This window comes from Streptomyces sp. NPDC024687 (genome assembly GCF_055559055.1).
Genome location: NZ_JBVHLJ010000005.1, coordinates 488585 through 514340 on the forward strand (window position 1 = coordinate 488585; position 25756 = coordinate 514340).

Annotated in this window: 24 protein-coding genes; 16 read left to right on the forward strand and 8 right to left on the reverse strand. The window is 70.8% G+C overall.

Features of this window, described 5'->3' with window-relative positions; genetic code table 11:
- Positions 1 to 37: 37 nt before the first annotated feature.
- Both ACZ39I_RS22405 and ACZ39I_RS22410 read left to right on the forward strand, forming a co-directional pair.
- Positions 38 to 1408, forward strand: coding sequence for a sensor histidine kinase (locus ACZ39I_RS22405; protein ID WP_467246082.1), 1371 nt, complete (start codon positions 38 to 40; stop codon positions 1406 to 1408).
- A complete protein-coding gene (locus ACZ39I_RS22410) occupies positions 1405 to 2070 on the forward strand; it encodes a response regulator transcription factor (protein WP_467246083.1) in 666 nt (221 codons plus the stop codon). Before ACZ39I_RS22405 ends, ACZ39I_RS22410 begins: the two co-directional genes overlap by 4 nt.
- 38 nt (positions 2071 to 2108) lie before the next feature.
- Here the strand turns inward: ACZ39I_RS22410 and ACZ39I_RS22415 are convergent, their stop codons facing one another.
- Both ACZ39I_RS22415 and ACZ39I_RS22420 read right to left on the reverse strand, forming a co-directional pair.
- On the reverse strand, positions 2109 to 3206 hold the full coding sequence (locus tag ACZ39I_RS22415) for a DNA polymerase III subunit beta family protein (protein WP_467246084.1): 1098 nt from the start codon (positions 3204 to 3206) through the stop codon (positions 2109 to 2111).
- A 135-nt stretch (positions 3207 to 3341) separates the two neighbouring features.
- Complete coding sequence (locus tag ACZ39I_RS22420) at positions 3342 to 3842, reverse strand: hypothetical protein (RefSeq protein WP_467246085.1); 501 nt, start codon at positions 3840 to 3842, stop codon at positions 3342 to 3344.
- Between the two features lie 699 nt (positions 3843 to 4541).
- Between ACZ39I_RS22420 and ACZ39I_RS22425 the strand changes: the two genes are divergently transcribed.
- The 4 genes from ACZ39I_RS22425 (at position 4542) to ACZ39I_RS22440 (ending at position 7250) form a co-directional block, all read left to right on the forward strand.
- A complete protein-coding gene (locus ACZ39I_RS22425; protein ID WP_467246086.1) occupies positions 4542 to 4928 on the forward strand; it encodes a type II toxin-antitoxin system RelE/ParE family toxin in 387 nt (128 codons plus the stop codon).
- A complete protein-coding gene (locus ACZ39I_RS22430; protein ID WP_467246087.1) occupies positions 4925 to 5239 on the forward strand; it encodes a helix-turn-helix domain-containing protein in 315 nt (104 codons plus the stop codon). Before ACZ39I_RS22425 ends, ACZ39I_RS22430 begins: the two co-directional genes overlap by 4 nt.
- A 207-nt stretch (positions 5240 to 5446) precedes the next feature.
- Positions 5447 to 6661: a cytochrome P450 gene (locus tag ACZ39I_RS22435; RefSeq protein WP_467246088.1), complete on the forward strand. Its 1215-nt coding sequence runs from the start codon at positions 5447 to 5449 to the stop codon at positions 6659 to 6661.
- Between the two features lie 133 nt (positions 6662 to 6794).
- Positions 6795 to 7250, forward strand: a complete 456-nt coding sequence (locus ACZ39I_RS22440; protein ID WP_467246089.1) for a DUF5707 domain-containing protein — start codon at positions 6795 to 6797, stop codon at positions 7248 to 7250.
- 77 nt (positions 7251 to 7327) lie between these two features.
- On the opposite strand, the gene ACZ39I_RS22445 is transcribed toward ACZ39I_RS22440, so the two are convergent.
- Genes ACZ39I_RS22445 through ACZ39I_RS22455 form a run of 3 tightly spaced genes read right to left on the reverse strand, consistent with a single transcriptional unit; the run spans position 7328 to position 10080 of the window.
- Positions 7328 to 7573: a hypothetical protein gene (locus ACZ39I_RS22445; protein ID WP_467246090.1), complete on the reverse strand. Its 246-nt coding sequence runs from the start codon at positions 7571 to 7573 to the stop codon at positions 7328 to 7330.
- A gap of 45 nt (positions 7574 to 7618) precedes the next feature.
- Complete coding sequence (locus ACZ39I_RS22450; protein ID WP_467246091.1) at positions 7619 to 9187, reverse strand: ABC transporter permease; 1569 nt, start codon at positions 9185 to 9187, stop codon at positions 7619 to 7621.
- On the reverse strand, positions 9184 to 10080 hold the full coding sequence (locus ACZ39I_RS22455) for an ABC transporter ATP-binding protein (RefSeq protein WP_467246092.1): 897 nt from the start codon (positions 10078 to 10080) through the stop codon (positions 9184 to 9186). Before ACZ39I_RS22455 ends, ACZ39I_RS22450 begins: the two co-directional genes overlap by 4 nt.
- Positions 10081 to 10154: 74 nt before the next feature.
- Between ACZ39I_RS22455 and ACZ39I_RS22460 the strand changes: the two genes are divergently transcribed.
- The gene (locus ACZ39I_RS22460) at positions 10155 to 10649 is read left to right on the forward strand and encodes a GbsR/MarR family transcriptional regulator (RefSeq protein WP_467246093.1); all 495 of its coding nucleotides are present in this window, start codon (positions 10155 to 10157) and stop codon (positions 10647 to 10649) included.
- A 132-nt stretch (positions 10650 to 10781) separates the two neighbouring features.
- On the opposite strand, the gene ACZ39I_RS22465 is transcribed toward ACZ39I_RS22460, so the two are convergent.
- A complete protein-coding gene (locus ACZ39I_RS22465) occupies positions 10782 to 12290 on the reverse strand; it encodes an APC family permease (protein WP_467246094.1) in 1509 nt (502 codons plus the stop codon).
- A gap of 149 nt (positions 12291 to 12439) precedes the next feature.
- Here ACZ39I_RS22465 and ACZ39I_RS22470 point away from each other — a divergent pair, with 149 nt between their 5' ends.
- The 5 genes from ACZ39I_RS22470 (at position 12440) to ACZ39I_RS22490 (ending at position 18296) form a co-directional block, all read left to right on the forward strand.
- On the forward strand, positions 12440 to 13831 hold the full coding sequence (locus ACZ39I_RS22470) for an ethanolamine ammonia-lyase subunit EutB (RefSeq protein WP_467246095.1): 1392 nt from the start codon (positions 12440 to 12442) through the stop codon (positions 13829 to 13831).
- Entirely contained in the window at positions 13828 to 14601 is a 774-nt protein-coding gene (eutC, locus tag ACZ39I_RS22475; protein ID WP_467246096.1) for an ethanolamine ammonia-lyase subunit EutC, read from the forward strand. The genes ACZ39I_RS22470 and eutC overlap by 4 nt, the downstream gene beginning before the upstream one ends.
- Positions 14602 to 14753: 152 nt before the next feature.
- Positions 14754 to 15002, forward strand: coding sequence for a hypothetical protein (locus tag ACZ39I_RS22480; RefSeq protein WP_467246097.1), 249 nt, complete (start codon positions 14754 to 14756; stop codon positions 15000 to 15002).
- On the forward strand, positions 14999 to 15751 hold the full coding sequence (locus tag ACZ39I_RS22485) for an ABC transporter ATP-binding protein (protein WP_467246098.1): 753 nt from the start codon (positions 14999 to 15001) through the stop codon (positions 15749 to 15751). The genes ACZ39I_RS22480 and ACZ39I_RS22485 overlap by 4 nt, the downstream gene beginning before the upstream one ends.
- A gap of 4 nt (positions 15752 to 15755) precedes the next feature.
- On the forward strand, positions 15756 to 18296 hold the full coding sequence (locus ACZ39I_RS22490) for an ABC transporter permease (RefSeq protein WP_467246099.1): 2541 nt from the start codon (positions 15756 to 15758) through the stop codon (positions 18294 to 18296).
- 39 nt (positions 18297 to 18335) lie between these two features.
- Here ACZ39I_RS22490 and ACZ39I_RS22495 read toward each other — a convergent pair whose 3' ends face one another.
- Positions 18336 to 19184: a diacylglycerol kinase family protein gene (locus ACZ39I_RS22495; RefSeq protein ID WP_467246100.1), complete on the reverse strand. Its 849-nt coding sequence runs from the start codon at positions 19182 to 19184 to the stop codon at positions 18336 to 18338.
- A 188-nt stretch (positions 19185 to 19372) separates the two neighbouring features.
- On the opposite strand from ACZ39I_RS22495, the gene ACZ39I_RS22500 reads away from it, so the two are divergent.
- From ACZ39I_RS22500 to ACZ39I_RS22515, 4 genes are all read left to right on the forward strand, one after another.
- Positions 19373 to 20656, forward strand: coding sequence for an adenylosuccinate synthase (locus ACZ39I_RS22500; RefSeq protein ID WP_467246101.1), 1284 nt, complete (start codon positions 19373 to 19375; stop codon positions 20654 to 20656).
- Positions 20657 to 20805: 149 nt separating this feature from the next.
- A complete protein-coding gene (locus ACZ39I_RS22505) occupies positions 20806 to 22620 on the forward strand; it encodes a bifunctional metallophosphatase/5'-nucleotidase (RefSeq protein ID WP_467246102.1) in 1815 nt (604 codons plus the stop codon).
- A 198-nt stretch (positions 22621 to 22818) separates the two neighbouring features.
- Positions 22819 to 24081, forward strand: a complete 1263-nt coding sequence (locus ACZ39I_RS22510; RefSeq protein ID WP_467246103.1) for a DUF3500 domain-containing protein — start codon at positions 22819 to 22821, stop codon at positions 24079 to 24081.
- The gene (locus ACZ39I_RS22515) at positions 24078 to 25421 is read left to right on the forward strand and encodes a HupE/UreJ family protein (protein WP_467246104.1); all 1344 of its coding nucleotides are present in this window, start codon (positions 24078 to 24080) and stop codon (positions 25419 to 25421) included. The genes ACZ39I_RS22510 and ACZ39I_RS22515 overlap by 4 nt, the downstream gene beginning before the upstream one ends.
- A 15-nt stretch (positions 25422 to 25436) precedes the next feature.
- Here the strand turns inward: ACZ39I_RS22515 and ACZ39I_RS22520 are convergent, their stop codons facing one another.
- Positions 25437 to 25730 carry an SCO4225 family membrane protein gene (locus ACZ39I_RS22520; RefSeq protein ID WP_467246105.1) on the reverse strand — a complete coding sequence of 98 codons (294 nt, stop codon included), beginning with the start codon at positions 25728 to 25730 and terminating at the stop codon, positions 25437 to 25439.
- Positions 25731 to 25756 lie beyond the last annotated feature (26 nt).

Below are 25756 nucleotides of genomic sequence, written 5' to 3' on the forward strand. Positions count from 1 at the left end.
ACGACGGTGACAGCCGCCCACGCCTACCTTTTTGACTGTGACCGAGACGACCGAGACATACATGACACCCCCGCACGGCGACAGCGGCGAGTTCGACGCGTACCAGCCCCGCAGCCCGGAGTTCAGGGCCGCCGTGGACGCCCTGCGTGGCCTGCGGCAGGACTTGATCAGCAATGCCCTCGCCTATCGCCCGCTGCCCCCGATGCGCGTCGACAGGGGGCTCTCCCGCAGGTTGCCCGGCCGAGCGCGGGAGTACGCGGCCTGGACACCGCACGTGCTGATCACCGCGGCCGGCCTGCTCGCGATGCTCATCGGCTCGGCCAACAGTGACACCGGCGAGGTCACCAGTCTCTTCGTCGGCGTGCTCGCCCTGGCCCCGGTACTGCTGACCATGGTGCGGCCGGTCCTGGCCTTCTGGGTCTCGATGGGCGCGACCGCGGTCACCTACGCGGTGGCTTTCACCGCCTGGGACGAGTGGCCCTGGCTGGAGGGCAGCTTCGCCTGCCACCTCATGGTGCTCACGCTGGTGGCCATACGCACCAGGCCGCGCACAGCGGCGTGGATGTGGCTGCTGACCGGGGTCTACGGCCTGATGTGGGAGGGAGTCTTCAGCGGCGAGCACTACAACAGCTCCGACACGGTGCAGCTGCTGTTCGTCTCCGCCCTGTCCCTGCTCGCCGTCAGCGTCTGGCACATACGCCGTGACGCCCAGGAGACGGTGACCGCCCAGCAGACGGTGACCGCGCACGAGCGCTCCCGCCGCACCCTCCTGGAGGAGCGCACGACCATCGCCCGCGAGCTGCACGACGTGGTCGCCCACCACATGTCGGTCGTCGCCATCCAGGCGGAGGCCGCGCCCTACCGGGTGGAGAACCCGCCCCCGGAGCTGGAGAAGGCGTTCGCCACGATCCGGGAGAACGCGGTGGCGGCCCTGACCGAGCTGCGCCGGGTCCTCGGAGTGGTCCGCGCCGAGGACTACGAGGCACCGGACGCCCCGCAGCCCACCCTCGCCGACCTGGACGCCCTGCTCGGCAACGTGCGGGAGGCTGGCCTGAGCGTCGACAAGGCGGTCACCGGGGCGGTGCGCGAACTCCCGCAGGGCGTCGAGCTGTCGGCGTACCGGATCGTGCAGGAGGCACTGAGCAACACCTTGCGGCACGCCCCGGGGGCGAGCGCACGGGTCGAGATCGGATACGTCCTGGGCGGCCTGGGCCTGCGCATAGTCAACGGCCCGCGGCCCGAGCTGTCGCTGCTGAAGCCCTCGCCCGGCGCGGGCCACGGCATCACCGGCATGCGGGAGCGGGTCTCCATGCTGAACGGCGAGATGACGGCGGGCGCCACGGACGAGGGCGGGTACGAGGTGGCGGTGTTCCTCCCGGTGCCGCTCAGGGACGAGGGTGAAGCATGACGATCCGGGTCCTGGTCGCGGACGACCAGATGATGGTCCGTGAGGGCTTCTCCGTCCTCCTGAACGCGATGCCGGGCATCGAGGTGGTCGGCGAGGCCGTCAACGGCCGTGAGGCGGTGGACCGGGTCCGTGAACTCGCCCCCGACGTGGTCCTGATGGACATCCGGATGCCTGAGCTGAACGGCATCGAGGCGACCAGGGAGATCGTCGCGGCGGACGGCACGGCGAAGGTCCTGGTCCTGACGACCTTCGACCTCGACGAGTACGTCTACCAGGCCCTGCGCGCGGGAGCCTCGGGCTTCCTCCTCAAGGATGCCTCGGCCCGTCAACTCGCCGAGGGGGTAAGGGTGGTGGCCTCCGGGGAGGCCCTCCTCGCCCCCTCCGTCACCAGACGCCTGATCACGGAGTTCTCCAAACTCGCCGAGTCCCCGAGGCTCATGGCCTCGGCCCACACGGCCTACGGCGACCTCACCGACCGCGAGACGGAGGTCCTGATCCTCATCGCCCAGGGCCTGTCGAACTCGGAGATGGCCGAGCGCCTGATGGTCGCCGAGTCGACGATCAAGACCCACGTCAGCCGCATCCTGGTGAAGCTGGGGTTGCGGGACCGCACCCAGGCGGCGGTGTTCGCGTACGAGGCGCGGCTGGTGACGCCGGGATAGCGGGCGCGCAGAGGTCCTCTTGGCGACGTGGTGCGGCGTCAGTCCTCCAGGCGGACCGGCATCAGCATCGAGAAGCCGCTCTCGTCGTCGGGTCGGCGGATCGCGATCGGGGCCGTGGGGGCCGTGAACTCCAGGACCAGCCGGTCGCGGCCACCGGCGGCCAGCGCGTCCAGCAGGAACTCGCGGTTGACCGCGACGCGGTCCGGGCCGCCGGCGTCGGCGTCGGAGCAGAGGGCCACCGTGCCGTGGTCCGTCACCCTGAGCACGCTGAGGTCATGCGTTCCGGTCTCGTCGCGGCGGACAGGGCCTGTCTCCAGGGCCTCCCGGAAGTCCGCGACCTCGACGAGGGCGCGGCGGTCACCGGCCTGGGGGAGGAGACGACGGTAGTCGGGGAAGTCGTGGTCGAGACACTGGCCGGCCGCCTGCCTGTCCCCGGCCTCCAGCGTCACGCGGTCCCCGTCGAGGGAGAGCCGCACGGACCCCTCTCCGTGCGCCAGCGCCCGCATCGCGTCGGCGAGCGGGGTGGGCACGATGACCTGTACCCGGCTCCCGTCATGCCCGTCATGCCCGTCATGCCCGTCGTGCCCGTCGACGCTGGCCCGCGCGACGGCCATGCGGTACCGGTCGGTGGCCACGAGATGCAGGGCCTTGCCCTCGATGTCGAACAGAACCCCGCCGAGCATGGGCAGTTCCGGGTCGGTGCTCGCCGCGAAACGGACGGTGTCCAGCGCGGCCGCCAGCTCGGACGCGGCGAAGGTCAGCCGGACGGTGCCGGCACGGAGCGACGTCATGAGGTTCTCCCGTTGATCGAGTAGGGCGCGGAGTGCGGAGAACTCGGTGCGGGCATCGGACAGCCCCAGTTCGAGGCGGTGCAGATGGGCCGTGAGCAGTTTCCGGACCAGATCGGTGTCCGCCCCGGACCAACTGGCCAGCACCAGCCTGATGTCCGCCAGCGGCATCCCGGCCCGGCGCAACCCGGCCAGCAACCGGGCCTCTTCGAGCTGCTCGGGCTCGTACCAGCGGTACCCGCTCACCGGATCCACCCAGGCCGGCACGAGCACACCGGCACGGTCGTAGAACCGCAGGGCGCTCACCCCCAGCCCGCTGTCGCGAGCCATCTCGCCAATGCTGCGCATGTCGTTCTCCACGGCCTGAACTCTGGGCCCTGCACAAGGTCGAGGGTCAACCCGGCTCAGTGGGGACCGGCGGGCGAGGTGCCACCGCTGCTCGTTCAATCGCGGGTGGGGTCTGTTTCCTGGACCAGGCGGAGTTCAGGCGAGCTTCTTCAGCTGCGCCTCGATGACGTCCTGGGGGACGGTCGGGGGCCCGAAGGGGCTCAGGGACATGAAGGTGGCAACGGTGGACTCGCGGCGGACGACCAGGACGGTGACGGGGATGCTGGGTCCCCCGCTGACGACCACCTGGGTGGCGTCGAAAGCCAGGGTTTCGTCCCCGTAGCCGGAAACCGACCGGGCCTGAGTATCGGAATAGCCCAGACCAGGACCAGGGTGGGCAGGGGACGGGCGCATCTCGGCGGTGGCGCACTTCGGCAGAGCCGTACGCAGATCGGTCATAACCGTGCGGGCGTCGGCAAGGGTGTAGGACGTCAGGCTGACACTGGCGTGCTGCCCGAGATCGTCGGAGTCGGACACGACGTCCTGGCTGACCTGGGCCGTGAAATCCCGCAGGCCACCCAGTTGTGCGGCCGCGTACACGGCTTGGCAGGGTGCGGGCGTGACGGCGCGGTAATCCGTGAGCACGTCACGGTCCACCGGCCTGCCCTGGCCCGTGACGGTTGTGACGGTGTAGCCGGGGACGTCGTCTGCGGTGAGCGCCAGGCGGTCGAGGCTCTTTTGATCGAGCCTGCTCCCGGAGGCGGAGGATCCGGCTGACCGTGGCGGCGCCGAGCTCGCCGGGGATGTGGACCCGGCAGCCGCAGACTCCTTGGGTCCCCCGGCGTGACCTCCGCTGTCCGTACCGCACGCGCCGGCCAGTGCCAGCACTGACACGACACCCACCGCCGCGACGAAGGATCTCCCTGCCGTAGAAGCGTTCACCATTGCCCCCGTCCCCGGGCGCCCATCCGGAGCACCCACACAAGAAACCCCGGCGTGCGCCGGGGCCGAAACTCTCCGGAGCCTAGCGGGGGAAGTGGTGAAATGGCCTTCGGCCGACTCGATTTGAGATCGGGAGGCAAGCCGGCGGCTGGCGTGCCGTGCGCTTACCGCACGGGCGACTTCAAGGCCACGTCCCTGGCGGCCTCATCGACCTGGAACTCCGATCTGAGTAGCGGCTCCCCCTCAAGGGAACGACGGCCGGGCGCCCGGATTCATCGAGTGCAAGTACAAAAGCACTACCGGCCCCACACCGGGCAGGACCCCGACCCAACCTCCCCCAACCCCCGCGTGGGCATCCTCGGGCTTCGCGGGGATCTCTCGCATATAACACCTGAGCCATATAGCATCGACGCTATGGCCGGTGAGCGGTACACGATCGAGATCGAGCCAGAGGTCCGCCTCTGGCTGGAGAACCTACCCGCCCACCACTACGTGATAGCCGAGCAGAAGGTCGATCGCCCTGCCGAGAACGCGACCACCCTCGGTGAGCCCTACAGTCGCCATCTCGGCGGCAAGCTCCGAGAGCTGCGTTTCGACCTCGGCGACAACGCTCAGCGCATCACCTACTGGCTCGCCCCGGACCATCGTGTCGTCCTGCTGACCGTCTTCCGTAAGACGAAGATGCGCGAAACGGCGGAGGTGGACCGCGCCCGCGCTGTCCAGGCCACATGCGAAGCCAGCCACGCACCGGCCACCGAGCACGACATCTACAGCCGCCCGATCAAGGAGGAACTGCCGTGAACCACGCTGAGTGGAAGACCCGCCGCCACCGCAAGCTCCTCGGTGAAACAGTGGAGGAGAACACCGAGTACGACCGCCTGTACGAGGAGGCCGAACTGGCCCATGACCTCGGTCAGCTGGTCTACGACCGGCGAACAGGCTTGGGCCTGTCGCAGACCGAACTCGCTGAACGCTGCGGGATGAAGCAGCCCCAGATCTCCCGGATCGAGGGCGGCGGCACCGTCCCCACCATCCCGCTGCTGCGACGTCTGGCACGCGCCCTCGACGCCGACCTGACCATCGAACTCACGCCGCACCACCATGCGGCCTGATCGACCCGCCAAGACCGGCGCCCCGGAGATGTGACCTGGTCAGTGACGGATCGGCAGGCAGCTGGGAGACATCAGGCAGTGCGGTGGTCCACCTGATCACCGTGGTAGCCCCTGTGCTCTGCTACGACCCCCGCCTTCACCGCCCTCATCGACCACCTGAAAGAACACCCCTGGTCAGAAGCCCGTCTCCCGGGCTAGCGTCCGCGTATGACCGCCTTCGATCCCTGGGACCCGGCGTTTCTCGCCGACCCCTACCCCGCCTACGCAGAGCTCCGCGCCAAGGGCCGGGTGCAGTACTACGAGCCCACCGACCAGTGGCTCGTCCCGCACCACGCCGACGTCTCCGCGCTGCTCAGGGACCGCAGGCTCGGGCGGACGTACCAGCACCGGTTCACGCACGAGGACTTCGGGCGTACCGCACCGCCGGCGGAACACGAGCCGTTCCACACGCTCAACGATCACGGGATGCTCGACCTGGAGCCCCCGGACCACACCCGGATCCGGCGTCTGGTGTCGAAGGCGTTCACGCCGCGTACCGTCGAGCAGCTGCGGCCGTATGTGACCGACCTGGCCGGTGAGCTGGTGGACCGGCTCGTCGCGAAGGGCGGCGGTGATCTGCTGACCGATGTCGCCGAGCCGCTTCCCGTCGCCGTGATCGCCGAGATGCTGGGGATCCCGGAGGTGGACCGGGGGCCGCTGCGGCCCTGGTCGGCGGACATCTGCGGGATGTACGAGCTCAATCCGCCGGAGGACGTGGCGGCGCGGGCCGTACGGGCGTCGGTCGAGTTCTCCGACTACCTGCGCGACCTGATCGCCGAACGGCGCAAGGAGCCCGGGGACGACCTGGTCTCGGGGCTCATCGCCGCGTACGACGAGGGTGACCGGCTCACCGAGCAGGAGATGATCTCCACCTGCGTCCTGCTGCTCAACGCCGGTCACGAAGCCACCGTGAACGCCACGGTCAACGGCTGGTACGCCCTGTTCCGGAACCCGGAGCAGCTGGCCGCCCTGCGCGCGGACCACTCCCTCGTCCCGCGGGCCGTCGAAGAGCTCATGCGCTACGACACCCCCCTCCAGCTCTTCGAACGCTGGGTCCTGGACGAGATAGAGATCGACGGGACGACCATCCCGAGGGGCGCCGAGATCGCCCTGCTCTTCGGCTCCGCCAACCACGACCCGGCCACCTTCCCGGACCCGGAGCGCCTCGACCTCACCCGCGCCGACAACCCGCACATCTCCTTCAGCGCCGGCATCCACTACTGCATCGGCGCCCCCCTGGCCCGTATCGAACTGGCCGCCTCCATGACGGCCCTGCTGGAGAAGGCCCCGGCGCTGACCCTGGCCGCGGAGCCGCGGCGCAAGCCGAACTTCGTGATCCGGGGGCTGGAGGGACTGAGCGTCCACACCGGTACACGCGGCTGAGGCAACAGCCGTTACTCAGGCCGCAGTTGAGTACGCGCGCTCATACCCGGCGCTCGCCGCGCGACCAGTATGGGGTGCACGGCGCCGACGAGGGCGCCGGTGGGATCCAACTGAGCCTGTAGGAGAATTTCTCATGTCGCGTCGCATCGTCGTCTCCGTCGCTGCCGGTGTCGTCGTCCTCGGAGGTGCCGGTGCCTTCGCCCTCGCCTACGCCGGGGACCAGTCGCCGACGCTGGCGCACAGCACCGCCCGCTACACCGCTCCCGCCGCCGACCGCGACGGCTCGTTGACCTTCACCACCGACGTCACGGCGTCCTCCGATGTCAAGAGCGTGAAGGTGCTGGCCTGGCCGGCGAACTCGGAGTTCGCGAAGAAGGGGCTGACGGCCAAGGACATGGCCGGTGTCGAGTCGGCCGTCTGCAAGTCCTCGGGCGGGGACGTCGAGCGGTGCACCTACAAGGTCGCCGTCACCCGCGCCGATGCCGAGGGCTCCCCGAAGGGCCAGTGGCACGTGGCCGTCCTGGTCACCGCCAAGGACGGCGACACGACCCTGGACACCAAGGCGGCCGACTTCAAGAAGGTGGCCTGAGCCGGACGCACTGATCCGGACGTACCGCGTCCCGTCTGTGATCGGGCCCCGTGCCCCGCACGCACAGGGCCGCCCGGTCAGTCCTCCTGGGGCCGTCGCCGGCCTGTCAGCCGCACCAGCAGAGTGAGGACCAGGAGGGGCAGAAACGCTCCCCCCAGCAACACGAACGGCAGTTCCGTGAAAAGGACCGAGAGGTCCATACCCTCGTTCTCGAAGGCATCGCCCAGGTGGCGCCGGGTGCGGGACGTGGACAGCCACAGCAGGGGGGCCGAGGTCGCCCCCGCCGCCGACAGCGCGCAGCCCCCGCAGGTCATTCCGTCCATTCGCCGCTTCATGCCTGAAGGGACGAGCATTGCCCGGCACGTGGTTCAGGTCGTCAGATCCCGGCGCCGCAATCCCACCAGGCCCCCGGCCACCAGTACTCCCGCCAGCCCGAGCAGGACCAGTACCGGCCCCCACTCCATCTCTCCTCCCGGCAGCTTCGGCAGGTGGCCGAAGGGGGAGAGGTCCAGCACCGCCTGCGGGACGTCCAGCGCCGGGCCGACCCAGCCGATCAGCAGCACCGCCCCGGCGACTCCCCAGGCCAGGGGAGCGACGCGCGGGGCCAGGCCGTACAGCAGGACCGCCAGTCCGCCGACAACCCACACCGCGGCCACCTGCACCAGGCACGCGCCGAGGACGGGACCGACCTCCTTGCCGTAGCCCACGGCGAAGCCGAGACCCGCCAGCAGCATGATGAGCGCCGAGCCTCCGAAGGCGATCACCAGGTGGCCCGAGGCCCACCGCAGTCGGCCCACTGCGTTCGCCAGCACCGGTTCCGCCCGCATCGACGTCTCCTCGCCGTGCAGCCGCAGGACCGAGGCGACGACGTACAGCGCGGCCACCAGCCCCAGCATCCCCGTCATCGAAGCGAGGAAGGCATCCGTGATGCCGGACCGCCCGCCCATCCGCTCGAAGACCTCGCGGGCCTTCTCGTTGTCGCCGACCAGGTCGGCCACGCCGTCCGTGAGGCCGCCGTAGACCACCCCGGCGAGGAAGAAGCCGACCGACCAGCCGAGCACGCTGCCTCGCTGGAGCCGCCAGGCCAACGCTCCTGCCGTGCTCAGGCGGCCGACAGAAGGTCCCGGGCGCGTCGGCGCGAAGCTCATGCCCGCGTCTCTGCGGCCCGCGAGGACGTAGGCCAGTGCGCCCTGGCCCGCGCTCGTCGCCGCGAACAGCAGCAGCACCCACCAGCGTTCACCGGCGAAGGGGCGCAACTGCGACAGCCAACCGAGCGGCGACAGCCAGGTCAGGACGGACGACCCGTCGGTGGACGCCGCGTCCCCCGACGCCCTCAGTACGAAGGCCACGCCCAGCACTCCCGCCGTAAGGCCCCGAGCCAGCCGCGCGCTCTCCGTCAGCTGCGCCACGATCGCGGCCGTCGTGGCGAAGAGCATGCCCACGGCCCCCAGCCCCAGGCCGAGCGCCAGGGCACCACCCACTCCCTGGCCCGCCAGGCCCGCCGCGACCAGCAGTGCCAGCACACCGCTCGCGACCGCCGCCGCCAGCAGCGCGGCCGTCAGTGAGGCGCGACGCCCCACCACGCCGGAGGCGATCAGCTCGTGCCGCCCGCTCTCCTCCTCGTCACGGGTGTGGCGTACGACGACCAGGAGACCGGTGACGGCCGCGAGCGCCCCCGCGTAGACGCCGACGCGCCAGGCGGTGAGGGCGCCGAGGGAGTCGTCGAAGGCGGGGCCGATCAGCGCGCGGAAGGAGGAGTTGGTGGCCACCTGGTGCAGCAGGTCGGCGCGCTCGGCCTCGGTGCCGTACATGCCCTTGAGGGTGTTCGGCATGGACAGGACCATCAGGGTGTTCACCGCCACCCACACCGGGATCATCAGCCGGTCGCGGCGCAGGTTGAAGCGGAGCAGGACGCCCGTACCCACGAGGGAGGTCATGACGCCGCCCCCTCGTTCTGGTAGTGCCGCAGGAACAGTTCCTCGAGAGTGGGGGGTGTCGAGGTCAGGGACCGTACACCGGACTCGGTCAACGACCGGAGTACGGCGTCGAGTTTGTCCGTGTCGACCTGGAGCCGGACCCGGCGGTCCTGGACGTCGAGGTCGTGGACGCCGGGCAGATGGGCCAACCCGTTGGGGGGACCGGCCAGTTCAGCCGCCACACTCGTCCGCGTCAGGTGGCGCAGGTCGGCCAACGAACCCGTCTCGACCGTCCGACCGCGCCGGATGATGCTCACCCGGTCGCACAACTCCTCGACCTCGCTGAGGATGTGGGACGACAGCAGGACCGTACGGCCGCGCTCCCGCTCCTCCTCGACACAGCGTTGGAAGACCTCCTCCATCAGCGGATCCAGGCCCGAGGTCGGCTCGTCCAGGATCAGCAGATCCACGTCCGAGGCGAACGCGGCGACCAGGGCGACCTTCTGGCGGTTGCCCTTCGAGTAGGTACGGCCCTTTTTCGTGGGGTCCAGTTCGAAGCGCTCGATCAGCTCGGCACGCCTGTCGGGATCGAGTCCGCCGCGGAGACGGCCGTAGAGATCGATGACCTCGCCGCCGGAGAGGTTGCGCCACAGCGTCACGTCCCCGGGGACGTAGGCGATCCGGCGGTGCACCTCGACCGCGTCGGCCCACGGGTCGAGGCCGAGTACCTGCGCGGCGCCGGAGTCGGCGCGCAGCAGGCCGAGCAGGACGCGGATGGTGGTGGACTTGCCGGCGCCGTTGGGGCCGAGGAAGCCGTGCACCTCGCCGGTGGTCACCTCCAGGTCGAGGCCGTCGAGGGCCCGGGCGCCGCCGAACGACTTGTGGAGACCGGAGACGGTGATTGCCTTCGTCATGCTTCGGAACGTACGCTTCTTTCAGAAATTTGTGAAGTTAAGGAAGCGTGTGAATCCCCGTTAGGCTGGTGGCCATGACGGAGTCCAAGGCGGGGCAACGGGACCCGGAGGCGGTCTCACGGTTCGTGGAGCGGTTCGCGGCGCAGCTCGTCGAGGCGGGGCTGCCGCGGATGCCGGCGCGGGTCTTCTCCGCGCTGCTCGCATCCGACAGCGGTGCGCTGACCTCCGCGGAGCTGGGCGGGCAGCTTCAGATCAGCCCGGCGGCCGTCTCGGGGGCGGTGCGCTACCTGGCGCAGGTGCACATGCTGTCGCGCGAGCGGGAGCCCGGCTCGCGGCGGGAGCGGTACCGGGTCCACTCCGACCAGTGGTACCAGGCGGTCACCAACCGTGAGGCGATCATCAAACGCTGGGAGGACGCCCTGCGCGAGGGGGTGGCCAGCCTGGGTGCCGAGACTCCGGCGGGGCACAGGCTGGCCGAGACCCTGGCGTTCTTCGAGTTCATCGAGAAGGACGTCGCCGAGATGATGGAGCGATGGCTGGCCCACCGCGCCAAGCTCTTCGGGACCTAGGGCCCTTCTGATGGATCTCCGCGGCGTCGCGACGCCCGGCACGCACGCTCACCGCCGCACGCTGATCGCACGCACCGAACGCCGCTCCGTCTTCCACGGAGATCCATCAGAAGGGCCCTGGACCCGGGCCGGCTACCGCTCCTTCGTCTCCTCCAGCACCGTCCGCCCCAGCAGCAGATACCGCTCGGGCGACCGCCGCTTCAGGTACTGCGCGTATCCGATGCCCAGGGCCGCGACCGCCGCCACCAGCCACGGCGTGGCCTTCAGGACCAGGGAACCGGACTCCGTGCCGGCCGCCGCGCTCATGTTGGAGACCAGCAGGACGACCACGGCGAGCATGGCGATGCCGCCGACCAGCGGGGCCGTGAGGGTCCGGAACCAGTGGCGGCTCTCCGGGTGGTGCGTGCGGAAGTACGCCAGCACCGCGAAGGAGCACACGGCCTGCACGATCAGGATGGCCATGGTGCCGAGGATGGCGAGCAGGACGTACGTGCCGCTGTACGGGTCCTTGCCGGCCGCCCAGAACGCCAGCAGGAGTACGGCGGTCACGACTGTCTGGACCAGGCCCGCGACGTGCGGGGAGCCGTGCCGGGGATGGGTGCGGCCGACCGTGTTCTTCAGCGAGGGCAGCACGCCCTCGCGGCCCAGCGCGTACATGTAGCGGGCGGCGCAGTTGTGGAAGGCCATGCCGCAGGCCAGCGAGCCGGTGATCATCAGCCACTGCATGACGTCGACCGCCCAGTGGCCGACGTACTGCTCGGTCGGGCCGAAGAAGAGCTGGAGGGGGTTGTCGGTGGCGACCTTGACGGCGTTCGACTCGCCGGTGCCCGAGATGGCCATCCAGGAGACGAACACGTAGAAGACGCCGACGCCCAGGACGGAGATCATCGTCGCCTTGGGGATGATCTTCTTCGGGTTGCGGGACTCCTCGCCGTACATCGCCGTCGACTCGAAGCCGACCCACGACCAGAAGGCGAAGAACAGACCGAGGCCGGCCGAGGTGCCCTTGAAGGCGTTGACCGGGTTGACCGGGTCGAGGCTGAAGCCGTTCGGGCCGCCGCCGTGGAAGGCGACCGAGACCGCCATCGCGGCGAGGATCGTCACCTCGGTGGCGAGGAGGACGACGAGGAGCTTCTCGGCGACCGAGACACCGAACCAGGTGCCCACCGCGTTGACCGCGAGCATCAGGATCGCGAACGCCCACCAGGGGATGTGCACCCCGGTCTGGTCCTTCAGCGTGCCCGTCGCGAACGTCGAGAAGATGCCGATGAGCGCCGGCTCGAAGACGACGTACGCGAAGGTGGCCAGCAGTCCCGACGCGAGGCCCACCGTGCGGCCCAGGCCGTAGGAGATGAAGCCGTAGAAGGCGCCCGTCGAGGTGATGTGCTTCGCCATCGAGGTGAAGCCGACGGAAAAGATTGCCAGGACGACCATTGCGACGAGATAACTCGCGGGCGCCCCGATGCCGTTGCCCGCCGACACCATGAAGGGCACGTTGCCCGTCATCGCGGTGATCGGCGCGGCGGTCGCCACGGCCATGAACACCACGCCCAGCAGGCCGATGGCGTTGGGCTTCAGCCGGTGAACCGTGCCTTCCTCTTCTGTGTTCGCCGCCGGGGCGACTCCCTCGTCCACTGCCATCGGGTGGCCCCTCTCCTTGTCCGTCCACTACGTTCCGAACCGGAACTCTGTAGACCGAATAAGTCGGGCAAGGGTCTCGGGGCGTTAAATGTTTGTCAACCAGACCTTTAGAAATCTGACCGCAACACGCGGCTCGTAGCGTCCTCGCCATGAGCTACACGTCCGTACTCGGCGGTCGACACCACCGCTTCGACACCCTCGCCCGTCTGCTCGCCGCCGCGAGTCCCGAACGCTCCGGCGACCGGCTGGCCGGACTCGCGGCCGCCTCCGAACAGGAGCGGGTGGCCGCGCGCTGGGCGCTGGCGGACGTACCGCTGGCCACGTTCCTGGCCGAGCCGCTGATCCCGTACGAGACGGACGACGTGACCCGGCTGATCCTCGACACGCACGACGCGGCGGCCTTCGCCCCGGTGGCGGGGCTGACGGTGGGCGAGTTCCGGGAGTGGCTGCTGTCCCCCGGCGCCGACGCGGAGGCGCTGGCCGCCCTCGCGCCCGGGCTCACGCCCGAGATGGTCGCCGCGGTCTCCAAGCTGATGGGCAACGCGGACCTGGTCGCGGTGGCCCGCAAGGTGCGCGTGGTCACCGCGTTCCGCTCGACGATCGGGCTGCCGGGACGGCTGGCGACCCGGCTCCAGCCCAACCACCCGACCGACGACCCGGCGGGCGTGGCCGCGGCCCTCCTCGACGGACTGCTGCTCGGCTCCGGCGATGCGGTGATCGGCATCAACCCGGCCACCGACAGCCCGAAGGCCGTACGGGACCTGCTGGAACTGCTCGACGGCGTGATCCAGCGATACGCCATCCCCACCCAGTCCTGCGTGCTGTCCCATGTGACGACGAGCGTGGACCTCATGGCTCGGGGCGCCCCGGTGGACCTGGTCTTCCAGTCGATCGCGGGGACGCAGGCGGCGAACGCGTCCTTCGGGGTGACGCTGGGGCTGCTCGACGAGGCGTACGAGGCAGCCCTCGCCCTGGAGCGGGGCACGGTCGGCCAGAACGTCATGTACTTCGAGACCGGGCAGGGCAGCGCCCTGTCGGCGGGCGCGCACCACGGGGTGGACCAGCAGACGGTGGAGGCGCGGGCGTACGCGGTGGCGCGGCGCTACGACCCGCTGCTCGTGAACACGGTCGTCGGCTTCATCGGCCCGGAGTACCTCTACGACGGCCGGCAGATCCTGCGCGCCGCCCTGGAGGACCACTTCTGCGGCAAGCTGCTCGGCCTGCCGATGGGCCTCGACATCTGCTACACCAACCACGCCGACGCGGACGACGACGACATCGCCACGATGCTCACCATGCTCGGCGTGGCCGGCGCGTCCTTCGTGATCTGCACCCCGGGCGGCGACGACATCATGCTCAACTACCAGTCCGCCTCCTACCACGACGCGTTGTACCTCCGGGAGGTCCTGGGCCTGCGCCCGGCACCGGAGTTCGAGAGCTGGCTCGACTCGATCGGGCTGCTGGACGAGAAGGGCGGGATCCGGGAGACGACCGGGGCGACCCACCCGCTGACGGCCATCGGGAAGGAGCTGGCGGCATGAGCGAAGTGGCCGTACAGGCAAGTGACGAAGTGGCCGTACAGACAAGCGAGTTGTGGTCGTCGCTGCGGCAGCGCACCCAGGCCCGCATCGGCCTCGGCCGGGCCGGCTCGGCCCTCCCCACCCGGCACCGCCTCGAACTCCAGGCGGCGCACGCGGCCGCCCGGGACGCCGTGCACTCACCGTTCGACCCCGACGTGATCGCGGCGGGTCTGACCGGGACGCCGACCGTACGGGTGCGCAGCTCGGCTCCGGACCGGCTCACCTACCTCCAGCGACCGGACCTGGGCCGCCGCCTCGATGCCACGGACCGGGCCCATCTGCCCGTGGGGGAGTGGGGCGTGGTCTTCGTCGTCGCCGACGGGCTGTCCAGCCGGGCGGTGCACGAGCACGCGGCGGCCGTCGTACGGCGGACGGTGGAGCGTCTGCCGTCGTGGTCCGTCGCTCCCGTCGTCCTCGCCGAGCAGGCCCGCGTGGCGCTGGGTGACGACATCGCCTCCGCGATGGGGGCGGACATGGTGGTGGTGCTGGTCGGGGAACGTCCGGGGATGTCGGCGGCGGACTCGCTGGGCGCGTACCTGACGTACCGGCCGGTGCCGGGCGTGACGACCGACGCCGACCGCAATTGCCTGTCCAACATCCGGCCTCCGATGGGGCTCTCCTACGAGGGGGCGGCGGCAAAGCTGGCGGGACTGATGGCGCGGGCACGGGAACTCGGGGCCACGGGGGTGGCCCTGAAGGACGAGTCGGACGTGGCGGTGCCACTGGCGTAGGGGCGCTCAGCGAGTCGCCGACCAGGCGGGAAGTACAGCCTGCTGTACCCCGAACCGGGCGGACTGCGGGATCGGCCCAGGGGGGTCCTGGTCCATAGCGTCGGTGTGGTGACGGCAGGAGCCGTACGCCTGGCGCGAGTTGAGGAAGCGCGATGACGCACCCGAACCCCTACCGGATGACCGACCCGCCCGCCGACAGCCCGTCCGCCGACGCCCCGAGCGGCGTCTCCCGCGGGGACGTCCTGCGCTCCGTGCTGTGGGCGGTGGTGGTGGTCAGCACCGTCGCCAACATGGCCGCCTCCTTCGGCGGTGCCCGCACCTGGGTGCACCTGCTGTGCGGTGCCGTCACCGTGCTCTGTGCCGGCACCCTGGTCGTGCGCAACCTGCGGGGACACAAGTGAGCGCCCCCGTCGTGCCGCTCACCGCGCGGCAGACGCCCGCCATCGCGCTGGAGCGGGTGAGCAAGACGTACGCGGGCGGCGTACGGGCCCTGGACGACGTGTCGCTCAGCGTGCGGCGCGGCACGTTCCTCGCCGTGATGGGGCCCTCCGGCTCCGGCAAGAGCACCCTGATGCACTGCGCCGCCGGGCTCGACTCCCCGACCACGGGCAGTATCCGCATCGACGGCCACGAGATCGCCGGGCTCAACGAGACCCGCCGCACCGAACTGCGCCGCGAGCGCGTCGGTTTCGTCTTCCAGGCCTACAACCTGATCCCCTCGCTCAGCATCGAGGACAACATCACGCTGCCGCTGCGCCTCGCGGGCCGCCGTCCCGACGCCGACTGGCTGCGCACCCTCGTCGAGCGGGTCGGTCTGGCCGACCGGCTCACCCACCGCCCGGCCGAGCTCTCCGGCGGTCAGCAGCAACGGGCCGCCGTCGTACGGGCGTTGGCGGCCCGCCCGGCCGTCGTGTTCGCGGACGAGCCGACCGGCGCGCTCGACCTGCGCAGCGCCCACCAGGTCCTCGACCTGCTGCGCGCCCTCGTCGACGACCTGGGGCAGACGGTCGTGATGGTCACCCACGACCCCGCCGCCGCGGCCCAGGCCCACCGCACCCTCGTCATGGCCGACGGCTGCGTGGTCGACGCCCTGGACGCGCCCACCGCGCCCGAACTCGCGGACCGGCTCGTCGCGTTGGCGGGGCGGTAGCACGATGTTCCACCTCGCGGTCCGCATGGCCGCCCACCGGATCACCGCCCTGCTCGCCGTGGCCTGCGCGGTCCTCGGCGGCGCCACGCTCATCACGGCCACCGCCGTCCTCGCCGAGTCCGGCCTGCGCTCCCACCTGCCGCCCGGCCGCCTCGCCGGCGCGGACGTCGTGGTGGCGGCCGACCAGGAGTTCCGTCCGAGCGGCGACCTGCCCCTCGCCCTGCCCGAGCGGGCCACCGTCCCGGCCCCGCTCACCGACCGGCTGGCCGGGCTGCCCGGCGTCACCGCCGCGGTCGGCGCCGTCGACTTCCCGGCGGCTCTCGTCGACGCCCACGGCCGTGTCGTACCGGCCGGGGACGACCCCGGGACGGCGGGCCACGGCTGGTCCTCGACGAAGCTGCTGGCCGCGCCGCACGTCGAGGGCCGTGCCCCGGCCGGTTCCGGCGAGATCGCCGTCGACACCGCCACCGCGGCGGCGGCCGGGATCGAGCCGGGCGACCGGGTCGAGGTCGTCGCGGACGGCCGCGCCGCCACGCCCTACCGCGTCTCCGCCGTGGTCGGCACACCGGGCGCGGGCGTCTTCTTCGCCGACGCCACCGCCGTACGGCTCGCCGGCCGGGCCGGCGACGGGCCGCGCGCCGGCACCGTCGACCTGATCGGCCTGACGACCGCGCCCGGTGCCGCCGACCGGGTCGCCGAGGCGGTCCGCGAGCAGGTGGCCGGTACCGGCCTGAAGGTCGTCACCGGAGGGGACCGGGGCAACGCGGTCTCGCCCGGCATCGGCGCGGCCCGCTCGCTGCTCGTGCTCCTGTCCGGTTCGCTCGCCGGGATCGTCCTGCTCATCACCGGGTTCGTCACGGCGGGCGCGCTGGGCGTGGCCGTCGCCGGGCAGCGCCGCGACCTGGCGCTGATGCGGGCGGTGGGCGCGACGCCGAGGCAGATCCGGCGACTGGCCGCCGCGCAGTCGTCCGTCGTGGCGGGCGTGGCCCTCGTCCCCGGCGTGGCGCTCGGCTACTTGCTCGCGGGCCGCTTCCACGACGTACTGGCCCACCGAGGCGTCCTGCCCGCCGAACTCCCCCTGACCATCAGCCCGTTGCCCGCCTTCGCCGCCTTCGTGCTGACCGCCGCCTCCGTGCAGCTGTCCGCCCGGGCCGCGTCCTGGCGCACCTCGCGGATGCCGGCCACCGAGGCGGTCGCCGAGTCCCGCAGCGAACCGCGCACCCCGTCCCGCGTGCGCACCCGCATCGGCCTGCTGCTCGTCGCCGCCGCGAGCACTATGTCGGTCGTCCCGCTGTTCTCGCGCACCGTCATCGGCGCCTCGGCCACGTCCCTCGCGGGCATCCTCGGCGCGATCGGCCTGGCCCTGGCCGGGCCCGCCCTCATCAAGGCGCTCGGCGACGCCGCGGCCCGGCGCACCCGTGCCGGGGCCTCCGCGCCGACCTGGCTCGCGATGGCCAACCTCCGCGCCTACGCCCAGCGCAACGCCGGGATCGTCAGCCCCCTCGCCATGGCGGTCGTCTTCGTCCTGACGTACACCTTCGCCCAGACCACCGTCATGGCCGCCACCTCCCACGACACGGACACCGGCACGCTCGCCCAGTATCGGCTCACCGCGCCGGCGCTCGGCGGTCTGCCCGAGGGCACGCTCACCGCCGTACGGAACACGCCGGGCGTACGGGCGGCCGCGCCGGTCACCACGACCACGGCCGTGTGGCAGTACGAGCAGTTCGGGGAGCCCGAGACCGAGGCCGCGTCCGCGATGATCCTCACGCCGGACGCGACGGACGTCCTCGACCTCGGCGTACGGGACGGCGGCCTCGACCGGCTCACCGGCGCCACCGTGGCCGTGAGCAGTGACGCGGCCCGCACCCGCGGAGCCGGGACCGGGAGCAGGGTGCACCTGGTCCTCGGCGACGGGACGCGGGTCGTCGCCCGGGTCGTCGCCGTCTACTCCCGGGGCCTGGGCTTCGGCCCGATCGTCCTCTCCCACGACCTGGCGACCGGTCGTACGACCACGGATCTGGCCCAGAGCGTCCTCGTGCGCACTGACGGCACCGCCGAGGCCGGACACCGGCTCGCGGCGCTGGCCACCGCACATCCCGGCCTGACCCTGACCACCACGCGGGCCACGCCCGGCGGGAGCGACACCCCGCCCGAGGTGTGGATCAACCTGGTCGTGATCGTGGTGCTGCTCGCCTACCTGCTGCTGAGCATCGCGAACAAGCTGGTCGCGGCGACCGCCCAGCGCCGCACGGAACTCGCGGCCCTGCGTCTGGCCGGCACCACGCCCCGCCAGATCCGCGCGATGATGCGCCGCGAGGCCGCGGTCATCGCCGCCACCGCGCTCGCCGGGGGCCTGCTGCTGTCCGCGCTGCCGCTGGCGCTGCTGGGCCAGGGCTTCCTCGGCCGGCCCTGGCCCGCAGGACCGGTGTGGCTCCTGCCAGCCGCCGCGCTCACGGTCATGGTCACGGCGTTCCTCACCATGGAACTCCCCACCCGCCGCGCGCTGCGCATGCCGCCGGCGGAGGTGATCCGCGCGCAGTGAGTCCAGCGGTCGGGGGTCCGGGGGCGGGGCCCCCACCCCTCACCGCCCCGGCAACATCAACCCCAACGCCCCCTCGCGCACCGTCCAGGTCCGTCTCCGTACCGGTCCGCCCACCCCCGCGTCGGCCCGGTACCGGAAATCCGCGCCGGTGACGGTCACCGTCCTGCCGGTGGCCAGCAGAGGAGAGGCCTCCGCTCCGACCGACAGCCGCCGTACCTCCACCGAGGCCAGGCCGTCGCCGGAGCCGGGGGTCACCGAGACCGCCTCCAGGGGTTGGTCCAGGTCCACCAGGGTCACGCCGTCCACCTCCACCCGCAGCCGCGAGGGCCCGGGGACGGCGGGCGCGGTCTCCCGGGCGGGACGGGCCGGCACCAGGGTCCGTACGAGGGACTGGCAGGTCCGCAGCCAGGGCCGCGCGGCCTCCATGGGCTCCTGCCGGGCGGCGGGGGCAGGTATCCGCAGGGCGCCGAGGACCACCCCGTCGCTGTCGTCCACCAGCATGTCCAGGCGCCGCTCGGCCCCGTCCAGGACCGCCCGCGCGGCCGCCACCGCCCCCGTGGGCACCCCGAGGGCGTGGGCGACCGAGAGCATCGGACCCACCGGTACCACCGACAGCACGCATTCGGCCAGCTCCCGCTGCCGGTGCAGCAGCAGCACCGTCCGCATCAGGGCCCGGTCGTCGCCGACCACCACCAGCCGTCGCGAGCCCCGGCGGGCCAGTGCCCGGGCGAACTCCTCGGGTCCGTCCGGCAGACTCACCTTCGTCGACGCACCCGCGCTGAGCACGTCTTTCACGATCCGTACGGACTCGCTGTCCGTCTGCCGGGCGATCGGGTCGATGACCACCAGCAGCTGATCGGACGTCGCGGAAGTCGCCACCTCGGCCATGCCTCGCTTCCTCGGGTAGCATCTTGGTGCAAGAGCCCCTTGCGCTATTGCGCCAGGGGCTTCGTCTATTCCGGGGCATCCGGGTCCGACGGGCAGCGGCCGACGACGGCCGTGGTGCACGCGACGGAGGAACCGTACGCGTACGCCCCCGACCTTGGACATGCCCCGCCCGGAAGGGGTGTACGCGCGTGCCCGCACTTGTGCTGCTCGGTGCTCAGTGGGGTGACGAAGGCAAGGGAAAGGCGACCGACCTGCTCGGTGGCTCGGTGGACTATGTGGTGCGCTACCAGGGCGGCAACAACGCCGGCCACACGGTAGTCGTGGGCGATCAGAAGTACGCCCTCCACCTCCTCCCTTCCGGAATCCTGTCTCCGGGGTGCACCCCGGTCATCGGTAACGGTGTCGTCGTCGATCCGTCGGTCCTGTTCTCCGAGCTGAACGGACTGAACGACCGAGGCGTCGACACCTCCAAGCTCCTGATCAGCGGTAACGCCCACATCATCACGCCGTACAACGTCACCGTCGACAAGGTGACGGAACGCTTCCTCGGAAAGCGCAAGATCGGCACCACCGGTCGCGGCATCGGACCGACCTACGCGGACAAGATCAACCGTGTGGGCATCCGGATCCAGGACCTGTACGACGAGTCGATCCTGACCCAGAAGGTCGAGGCGGCCCTCGACGGCAAGAACCAGCTCCTCACCAAGGTCTTCAACCGCCGGGCCATCGAGGTCGGCCAGGTCGTCGAGGAACTGCTCAGCTACGCGGACCGGCTCAAGCCGTACGTCGCCGACACGGTCCTGGTCCTCAACCAGGCCCTGGAGCAGGACAAGGTCGTCCTGTTCGAGGGCGGCCAGGGCACGCTCCTGGACATCGACCACGGCACGTACCCCTTCGTCACCTCCAGCAACCCCACCGCGGGCGGGGCGTGCACGGGTGCGGGCGTCGGCCCCACGAAGATCAGCCGGGTCATCGGCATCCTCAAGGCCTACACGACCCGTGTCGGCTCGGGCCCCTTCCCCACGGAACTCTTCGACGCGGACGGCGACGCGCTGCGCCGCATCGGCGGTGAGCGGGGTGTCACCACCGGCCGTGACCGTCGCTGCGGCTGGTTCGACGCGGTGATCGCCCGGTACGCGACCCGCGTCAACGGCCTCACCGACTTCTTCCTCACCAAGCTCGACGTGCTCACCGGCTGGGAGCAGATCCCGGTCTGTGTCGCGTACGAGATCGACGGCGAGCGCGTCGAGGAGCTCCCGTACTCCCAGACCGACTTCCACCACGCGAAGCCGGTCTACGAGTACCTGCCGGGCTGGAGCGAGGACATCACGAAGGCCAAGACCTTCGCCGACCTCCCGAAGAACGCCCAGGACTACGTGAAGGCGCTGGAGGAGATGTCCGGCGCCCCGATCTCCGCGATCGGCGTGGGCCCGGGCCGGGACGAGACGATCGAGATCAACTCGTTCCTGTAAATCCCATTTGTTCGCAGGCTGTTGGGCCGGTCATGGACTTCCTTGACCGGCCCATGGCTTGCTCCTGGTTCCGTGCGCGGTCGGCGGGACGCGACTATCTACGCGGGTAGTTCCGTCTCGCCCTCCTCTCCCCCTCCAGGAGTTCCGCCATGCCCGTCAGTCCCCTGAACCGTCGCGCGTTCGTCAAGAAGTCGGCCGTCACCGGTGCGGCCGTGGCCGTCGCGGGGTCGGTGGGCACGCCCGCCGCCGAGGCCGCCGAACGCGGACCGGTGGCGAAGAAGAACCGCACCTGGTCGTTCTCGATCCTCGGCACCACCGACCTGCACAGCCACGTCTTCGACTGGGACTACTACCTCGACAAGGCGTACTCCGACAGCAAGGGCAACTCCGTCGGCGTCGCCCGGGTCGCCACGCTGATCAAGCAGCAGCGCGCGGCGAAGGGCGAGGAGCACGTCCTGCTCGTCGACGCCGGCGACATCATCCAGGGCACCTCCCTCGCCTACTACTTCGCGCGCGTGCAGCCCATCACCGGCAAGGGCGCCCCGAAGCACCCGATGGCCGTCGCCATGAACCACATGCGCTACGACGCCGCCGCCCTCGGCAACCACGAGTTCAACTACGGCATCGAGATGCTCCGGAAGTTCGAGAGCCAGTGCCGATTCCCGCTCCTCGGCGCCAACGCCCTGGACGCGAAGACGCTGAAGCCCGCCTTCCAGCCGTACACCGTCAAGCGCATCTGCGTCCCCGGCGCCCCCGACATCAAGGTCGGCATCCTCGGCCTCACCAACCCCGGCATCGCGATCTGGGACAAGGACAACGTCAGCGGGAAGATGGTCTTCCCGGGCCTGGTCGAGCAGGCGAAGAAGTACGTGCCCCGGCTGCGCGCCCTCGGCTGTGACGTGGTCTTCCTCACCGACCACTCGGGCCTGGACGGCAGTTCGTCGTACGGCGACGAGCTCCCGTACGTCGAGAACGCCTCCAACCTCGTCGCCCAGCAGGTCCCCGGCATCGACGCGATCCTGGTCGGCCACACCCACGTCGAGGTGCCGTCGTACACCGTCAAGAACGACGAGACCGGCGAGGACGTCCTGCTCTCCGAGCCGTACTGCTGGGGCTACCGGCTGAGCGTCTTCGACTTCGAGCTGGAACTCGTGCGCGGGCAGTGGAAGGTCACCAAGAAGACCGCCCAGACCCTGAACCCCAACACGGTCGACGAGGACCCGGAGATCAGGAAGCTCCTGGAGGCCGACCACGAGCTGGTGGTGAAGTACGTCAACACGTCCGTCGGCACCTGCACCGAGGACCTCTCCGCGGCGGAGTCCTGCTGGAAGGACGTCCCGATCATGGACTTCATCCACCAGGTCCAGATGGACACCGTGAAGGCCGGTCTCTCGACGGCCGACGCCGCCCTGCCCCTCATCTCGGTCGCCGCGCCCTTCTCCCGCACCGCGGACATCCCCGCGGGCAGCGTGACCATCAAGGACATCGCGGGCCTCTACATCTACGACAACACCCTCTACGGCAAGAAGCTCACCGGCGCCCAGCTCAAGGACTACCTGGAGTACGCGGCGAAGTACTACCACCAGGTGCCCGCGGGCACGGCCGTGGACACCGCGACGCTGACCAACGCCAACAGCTTCTGGGACTACATGTACGACACCGCCGCGGGCGTCTCGTACGACATCGACATCGCGGCGGCCGAGGGCTCCCGCATCAAGAACCTGTCCTACAACGGGACGCCGGTCGCCGACGACCAGGTCTTCGTCGTCGCCGTCAACAACTACCGGGCCAACGGCGGCTCCGGCTACCCGCACATCGCCGCCGCCGACATCGCCTACAGCTCCACCAACGAGATCCGCCAGCTGATGATCGACTACGTGACCTCCAAGGGCGCGCTGGACCCCAAGGACTTCGCGGTCACCAACTGGAAGCTGACGCAGGGCGGTACGGCGGTCTTCTCCTGAAGTCGTTGAAGTTTCGCCAACTGAAGGCGCGATAAGCGCAGCCTGTCAGCAGGCCATGCTTATTTCTTCGATATGCGTCGCACTTCCCCCAAAAGGGACGTGGCTCGGACGCGCGCGCATTGAGCTGTCAACAATTTTGCTGATAGTTCTCTCGGCAGCGCGCGCGTCCATCCCAGCCCCAGTCCCCAGGGAGTGTTCGTGAGTAGGGAAAGAACCAGTCAGGCGCGCAGGCGGCGCACATGGCGAGCCGTGGCCGGAGTCGCCGCCGGTGTCGTCCTCGGCGGTGGTGGATTCGTGGCGGCGAACGCCGCGACCACCGACAACACGAAGGCGGCGGCCCACTTCGCGGTCAACAAGAAGGCCACCGGCACCGCTGCCGTGGTCAGCGCCGCCAACGCCTTCCTCAACACCCTCGACTCCGACCAGCAGGCGAAGACGGTCCTGGACTTCACCCAGGCCAACGCGACCGCCTGGTCGAACCTGCCGTGCGGCTCCTCCTGCCGCCCCGGCATCCAGACCGGCTCGCTGTCCGACGACCAACTCGCTGCCCTGCAGAACGTGTTGAAGGTGGCCCTGGGGTCCGGCAAGGACACCGGCTACGAGCACGTCATCCAGACCCTCAAGGCCGACGACGTGCTCGCCTCCGCGCAGGGCACCAGCTCCGCCTCCGCCGCCCCGACGGACGCCACCTCGGCCGACCCGACGGCCAGCCCCACGGCCACGGACGTTCCGACCGACGTCCCGACCGGCACCCCGCCCTCGGGCGGTCCCGGTGGCGGCGGCGGTGGCGGTGGCGGCGGTGGCGGCTACGGCAGCGGCATCTACTTCCTGGCGTTCCTCGGCACTCCCTCGACCACCGGCACCTGGCAGCTGCACTTCGGTGGCCACCACCTCGCCGTCAACATCACGTACAAGAACGGCAAGGTCGCCGGGGCCAGCCCCTTCTTCACCGGCGTCGAGCCCAGCTCCTGGACCGACGACGACGGCACCACGTACTCCCCGATGGCGAAGTTCCGCGACGGCCTGCTCAAGCTGACGGGCAGTCTGACCACCGAGCAGCTTGCCGCCGCCAAGCTGTCGGAGTCCTTCGGAGACGTGCTGCTCGGCCCGAGCGAGGACGGCGACTTCCCGGCGACCAAGGAGGGTGTCAAGGTCAGCTCGCTGTCGGCCAAGCAGAAGAAGCTGGTCCTGGCGGCTATCCACCCCTGGGTCGCCGATGTGGACGACGCCACGGCCAGGCAGCTCATGAAGACGTACGAGCGCGAGCTGAACCAGACCTACGTCAGCTACTCCGGCGGCACCGGGCTCGACACCCAGGGTGACTACGTCCGGATCGACGGCCCCGGCGTGTGGATCGAGTTCGTCTGCCAGGACGGCGTCGTCTACCGGGACCAGATCCACTACCACACCGTGTACCGCGACCACACCCGCGACTACGGCAGCGAGTTCTCCTTCTCATGACCGGACCGCGAAACTGGCTGAACACAGCGCTCCGCTGGGTGGCTGGGATCGCGATCGCGGTACCGGCGGCGCTCCTCGCAGGGGCGTCGCCGGCCGCCGCGCATCCGATGCCGCACTCGGTGGTCCAGCTCGACGTGTACGAGCACTCGGTCTCCGCCCGCCTGGAGATCCCCGTCGGGGAGTTCGCGCGGGCCAGCGGGATCGACGTGTCCGACAAGACGCTGACCGCGAGGACCGGGGCGATCCGCGCCTACCTGGTCGCGCACATCTTTCCCACCGCCACCGACGGCCGGACCTGGCAGGTCACCGTCGGCCGCCTCACCCTGAGCCGGGCCGTCCAGACCGGCACCGGCGAGTACCGCGAGCTGATCGCCCGCGCCGAACTCACCCCGCCGGCCGGCACCGACGTACGGCACTTCACCTTCGGCTACGACGTCGTCGTCCACCAAGTCGTCACGCACACCGTACTGGTGATGGTCCGTCAGGACTGGGCGGCGGGGCAGGTCGACGGTGAGGGCACCACCCAGGTCGGCACGATCCGTGTAGACACCCGGACCCTGAAGGTCCCGGCGCTGAAGGTCGACCTCGGGGCGGGCAGCGCCTGGCGGGGTTTCGTCGCCATGCTCGGACTTGGCGCGGACCACATTCTCACCGGCACCGACCATCTGCTGTTCCTGCTCATCCTGCTGCTGCCGGCACCGCTCGCGGCAAGGGGAGGGCGCTGGAACGGTCTGGTGGGCCCGAGGAAAGCCCTGACCCGCATCGGCCGTATCACGCTCGCCTTCACCGCCGGGCACTCCGTCGCACTGGCCGCGACCGCGCTCGGCCATCTCGACGTCCCGGCCTGGCCGGTCGAGGCGTTCATCGCGGCCAGCATCCTGGTCGGCGCGATCCACGCCGTCCGCCCCCTCTTCCCCGGCAAGGAGGCACTCGTGGCCGGGGTCTTCGGGCTCGGCCACGGCATGGCGTTCTCGTTCGTGCTGGCCGAGATGCACCTGAGCACGGGCCAGTTGGTGACCAGCCTCCTCGGCTTCAACCTCGGCATCGAACTGGTCCAGCTCCTGCTGGTGTGCCTCGCCCTGCCCTCGCTGCTGGTGCTGGCCCGCCTCAGGGTCCAGCCCGCGCTGCGGCTGACCGGCGCGGCGCTCACCGGCACGGCGGCCGTCGGCTGGCTGGCCGACCGCCTCGGCCTCGCCAACCCCGTCGCCCGGGCCGCCGACAGCGCCGGCTCCCACACCACGCTGCTGCTGGCCGGCCTCGCGGTGAGCGCGGCGGCGGCCACGGCCTGGGCCCTGCTCACCCGCCACCGGGCCCCGGCCGGCCCGGTCCCGGCGGTATGACCGCGGGGCGGACCTCTACCGGGCGGCCGTGGGGCGCGGGCGGCGGCCGGAGAGGCTCCGGTACGCCGCCCCGAGCACGGCCGCGTTCACCACGGCCCCCACGACGATCCCGGCCCAGGCCCACGCCCCCGGCAGCATCACGAACAGCAGCGAGGCGGGGGCCGTGACCAGGAACGCCCAGACCCCGGCGAGGCTCGCGTCGGCGTGCTCGACGAACAGGGCATCCACGCCGACCCAGCCGAGGACGGCGGCCACGACGAGCAGGTAGCCGAGAGCGAGCGGGTTGAGGAAGTGGCGCGAGCGGTTCATCGGGATCCCCCAGGAAGTCTTGGCGG

What these genes read in the sequence shown, in the direction of transcription:
- ACZ39I_RS22410 (WP_467246083.1), top strand. Translation starts at nt 1,405, where the DNA reads ATGACGATCCGGGTCCTGGTCGCGGACGACCAGATGATGGTCCGTGAG.
- ACZ39I_RS22415 (WP_467246084.1), bottom strand. Translation starts at nt 3,206, where the DNA reads ATGCGCAGCATTGGCGAGATGGCTCGCGACAGCGGGCTGGGGGTGAGC.
- ACZ39I_RS22425 (WP_467246086.1), top strand. Translation starts at nt 4,542, where the DNA reads ATGGCCGGTGAGCGGTACACGATCGAGATCGAGCCAGAGGTCCGCCTC.
- ACZ39I_RS22435 (WP_467246088.1), top strand. Translation starts at nt 5,447, where the DNA reads ATGACCGCCTTCGATCCCTGGGACCCGGCGTTTCTCGCCGACCCCTAC.
- ACZ39I_RS22440 (WP_467246089.1), top strand. Translation starts at nt 6,795, where the DNA reads ATGTCGCGTCGCATCGTCGTCTCCGTCGCTGCCGGTGTCGTCGTCCTC.
- ACZ39I_RS22445 (WP_467246090.1), bottom strand. Translation starts at nt 7,573, where the DNA reads ATGGACGGAATGACCTGCGGGGGCTGCGCGCTGTCGGCGGCGGGGGCG.
- ACZ39I_RS22450 (WP_467246091.1), bottom strand. Translation starts at nt 9,187, where the DNA reads ATGACCTCCCTCGTGGGTACGGGCGTCCTGCTCCGCTTCAACCTGCGC.
- ACZ39I_RS22455 (WP_467246092.1), bottom strand. Translation starts at nt 10,080, where the DNA reads ATGACGAAGGCAATCACCGTCTCCGGTCTCCACAAGTCGTTCGGCGGC.
- ACZ39I_RS22460 (WP_467246093.1), top strand. Translation starts at nt 10,155, where the DNA reads ATGACGGAGTCCAAGGCGGGGCAACGGGACCCGGAGGCGGTCTCACGG.
- ACZ39I_RS22465 (WP_467246094.1), bottom strand. Translation starts at nt 12,290, where the DNA reads ATGGCAGTGGACGAGGGAGTCGCCCCGGCGGCGAACACAGAAGAGGAA.
- ACZ39I_RS22470 (WP_467246095.1), top strand. Translation starts at nt 12,440, where the DNA reads ATGAGCTACACGTCCGTACTCGGCGGTCGACACCACCGCTTCGACACC.
- eutC (WP_467246096.1), top strand. Translation starts at nt 13,828, where the DNA reads ATGAGCGAAGTGGCCGTACAGGCAAGTGACGAAGTGGCCGTACAGACA.
- ACZ39I_RS22480 (WP_467246097.1), top strand. Translation starts at nt 14,754, where the DNA reads ATGACGCACCCGAACCCCTACCGGATGACCGACCCGCCCGCCGACAGC.
- ACZ39I_RS22490 (WP_467246099.1), top strand. Translation starts at nt 15,756, where the DNA reads ATGTTCCACCTCGCGGTCCGCATGGCCGCCCACCGGATCACCGCCCTG.
- ACZ39I_RS22495 (WP_467246100.1), bottom strand. Translation starts at nt 19,184, where the DNA reads ATGGCCGAGGTGGCGACTTCCGCGACGTCCGATCAGCTGCTGGTGGTC.
- ACZ39I_RS22505 (WP_467246102.1), top strand. Translation starts at nt 20,806, where the DNA reads ATGCCCGTCAGTCCCCTGAACCGTCGCGCGTTCGTCAAGAAGTCGGCC.
- ACZ39I_RS22515 (WP_467246104.1), top strand. Translation starts at nt 24,078, where the DNA reads ATGACCGGACCGCGAAACTGGCTGAACACAGCGCTCCGCTGGGTGGCT.
- ACZ39I_RS22520 (WP_467246105.1), bottom strand. Translation starts at nt 25,730, where the DNA reads ATGAACCGCTCGCGCCACTTCCTCAACCCGCTCGCTCTCGGCTACCTG.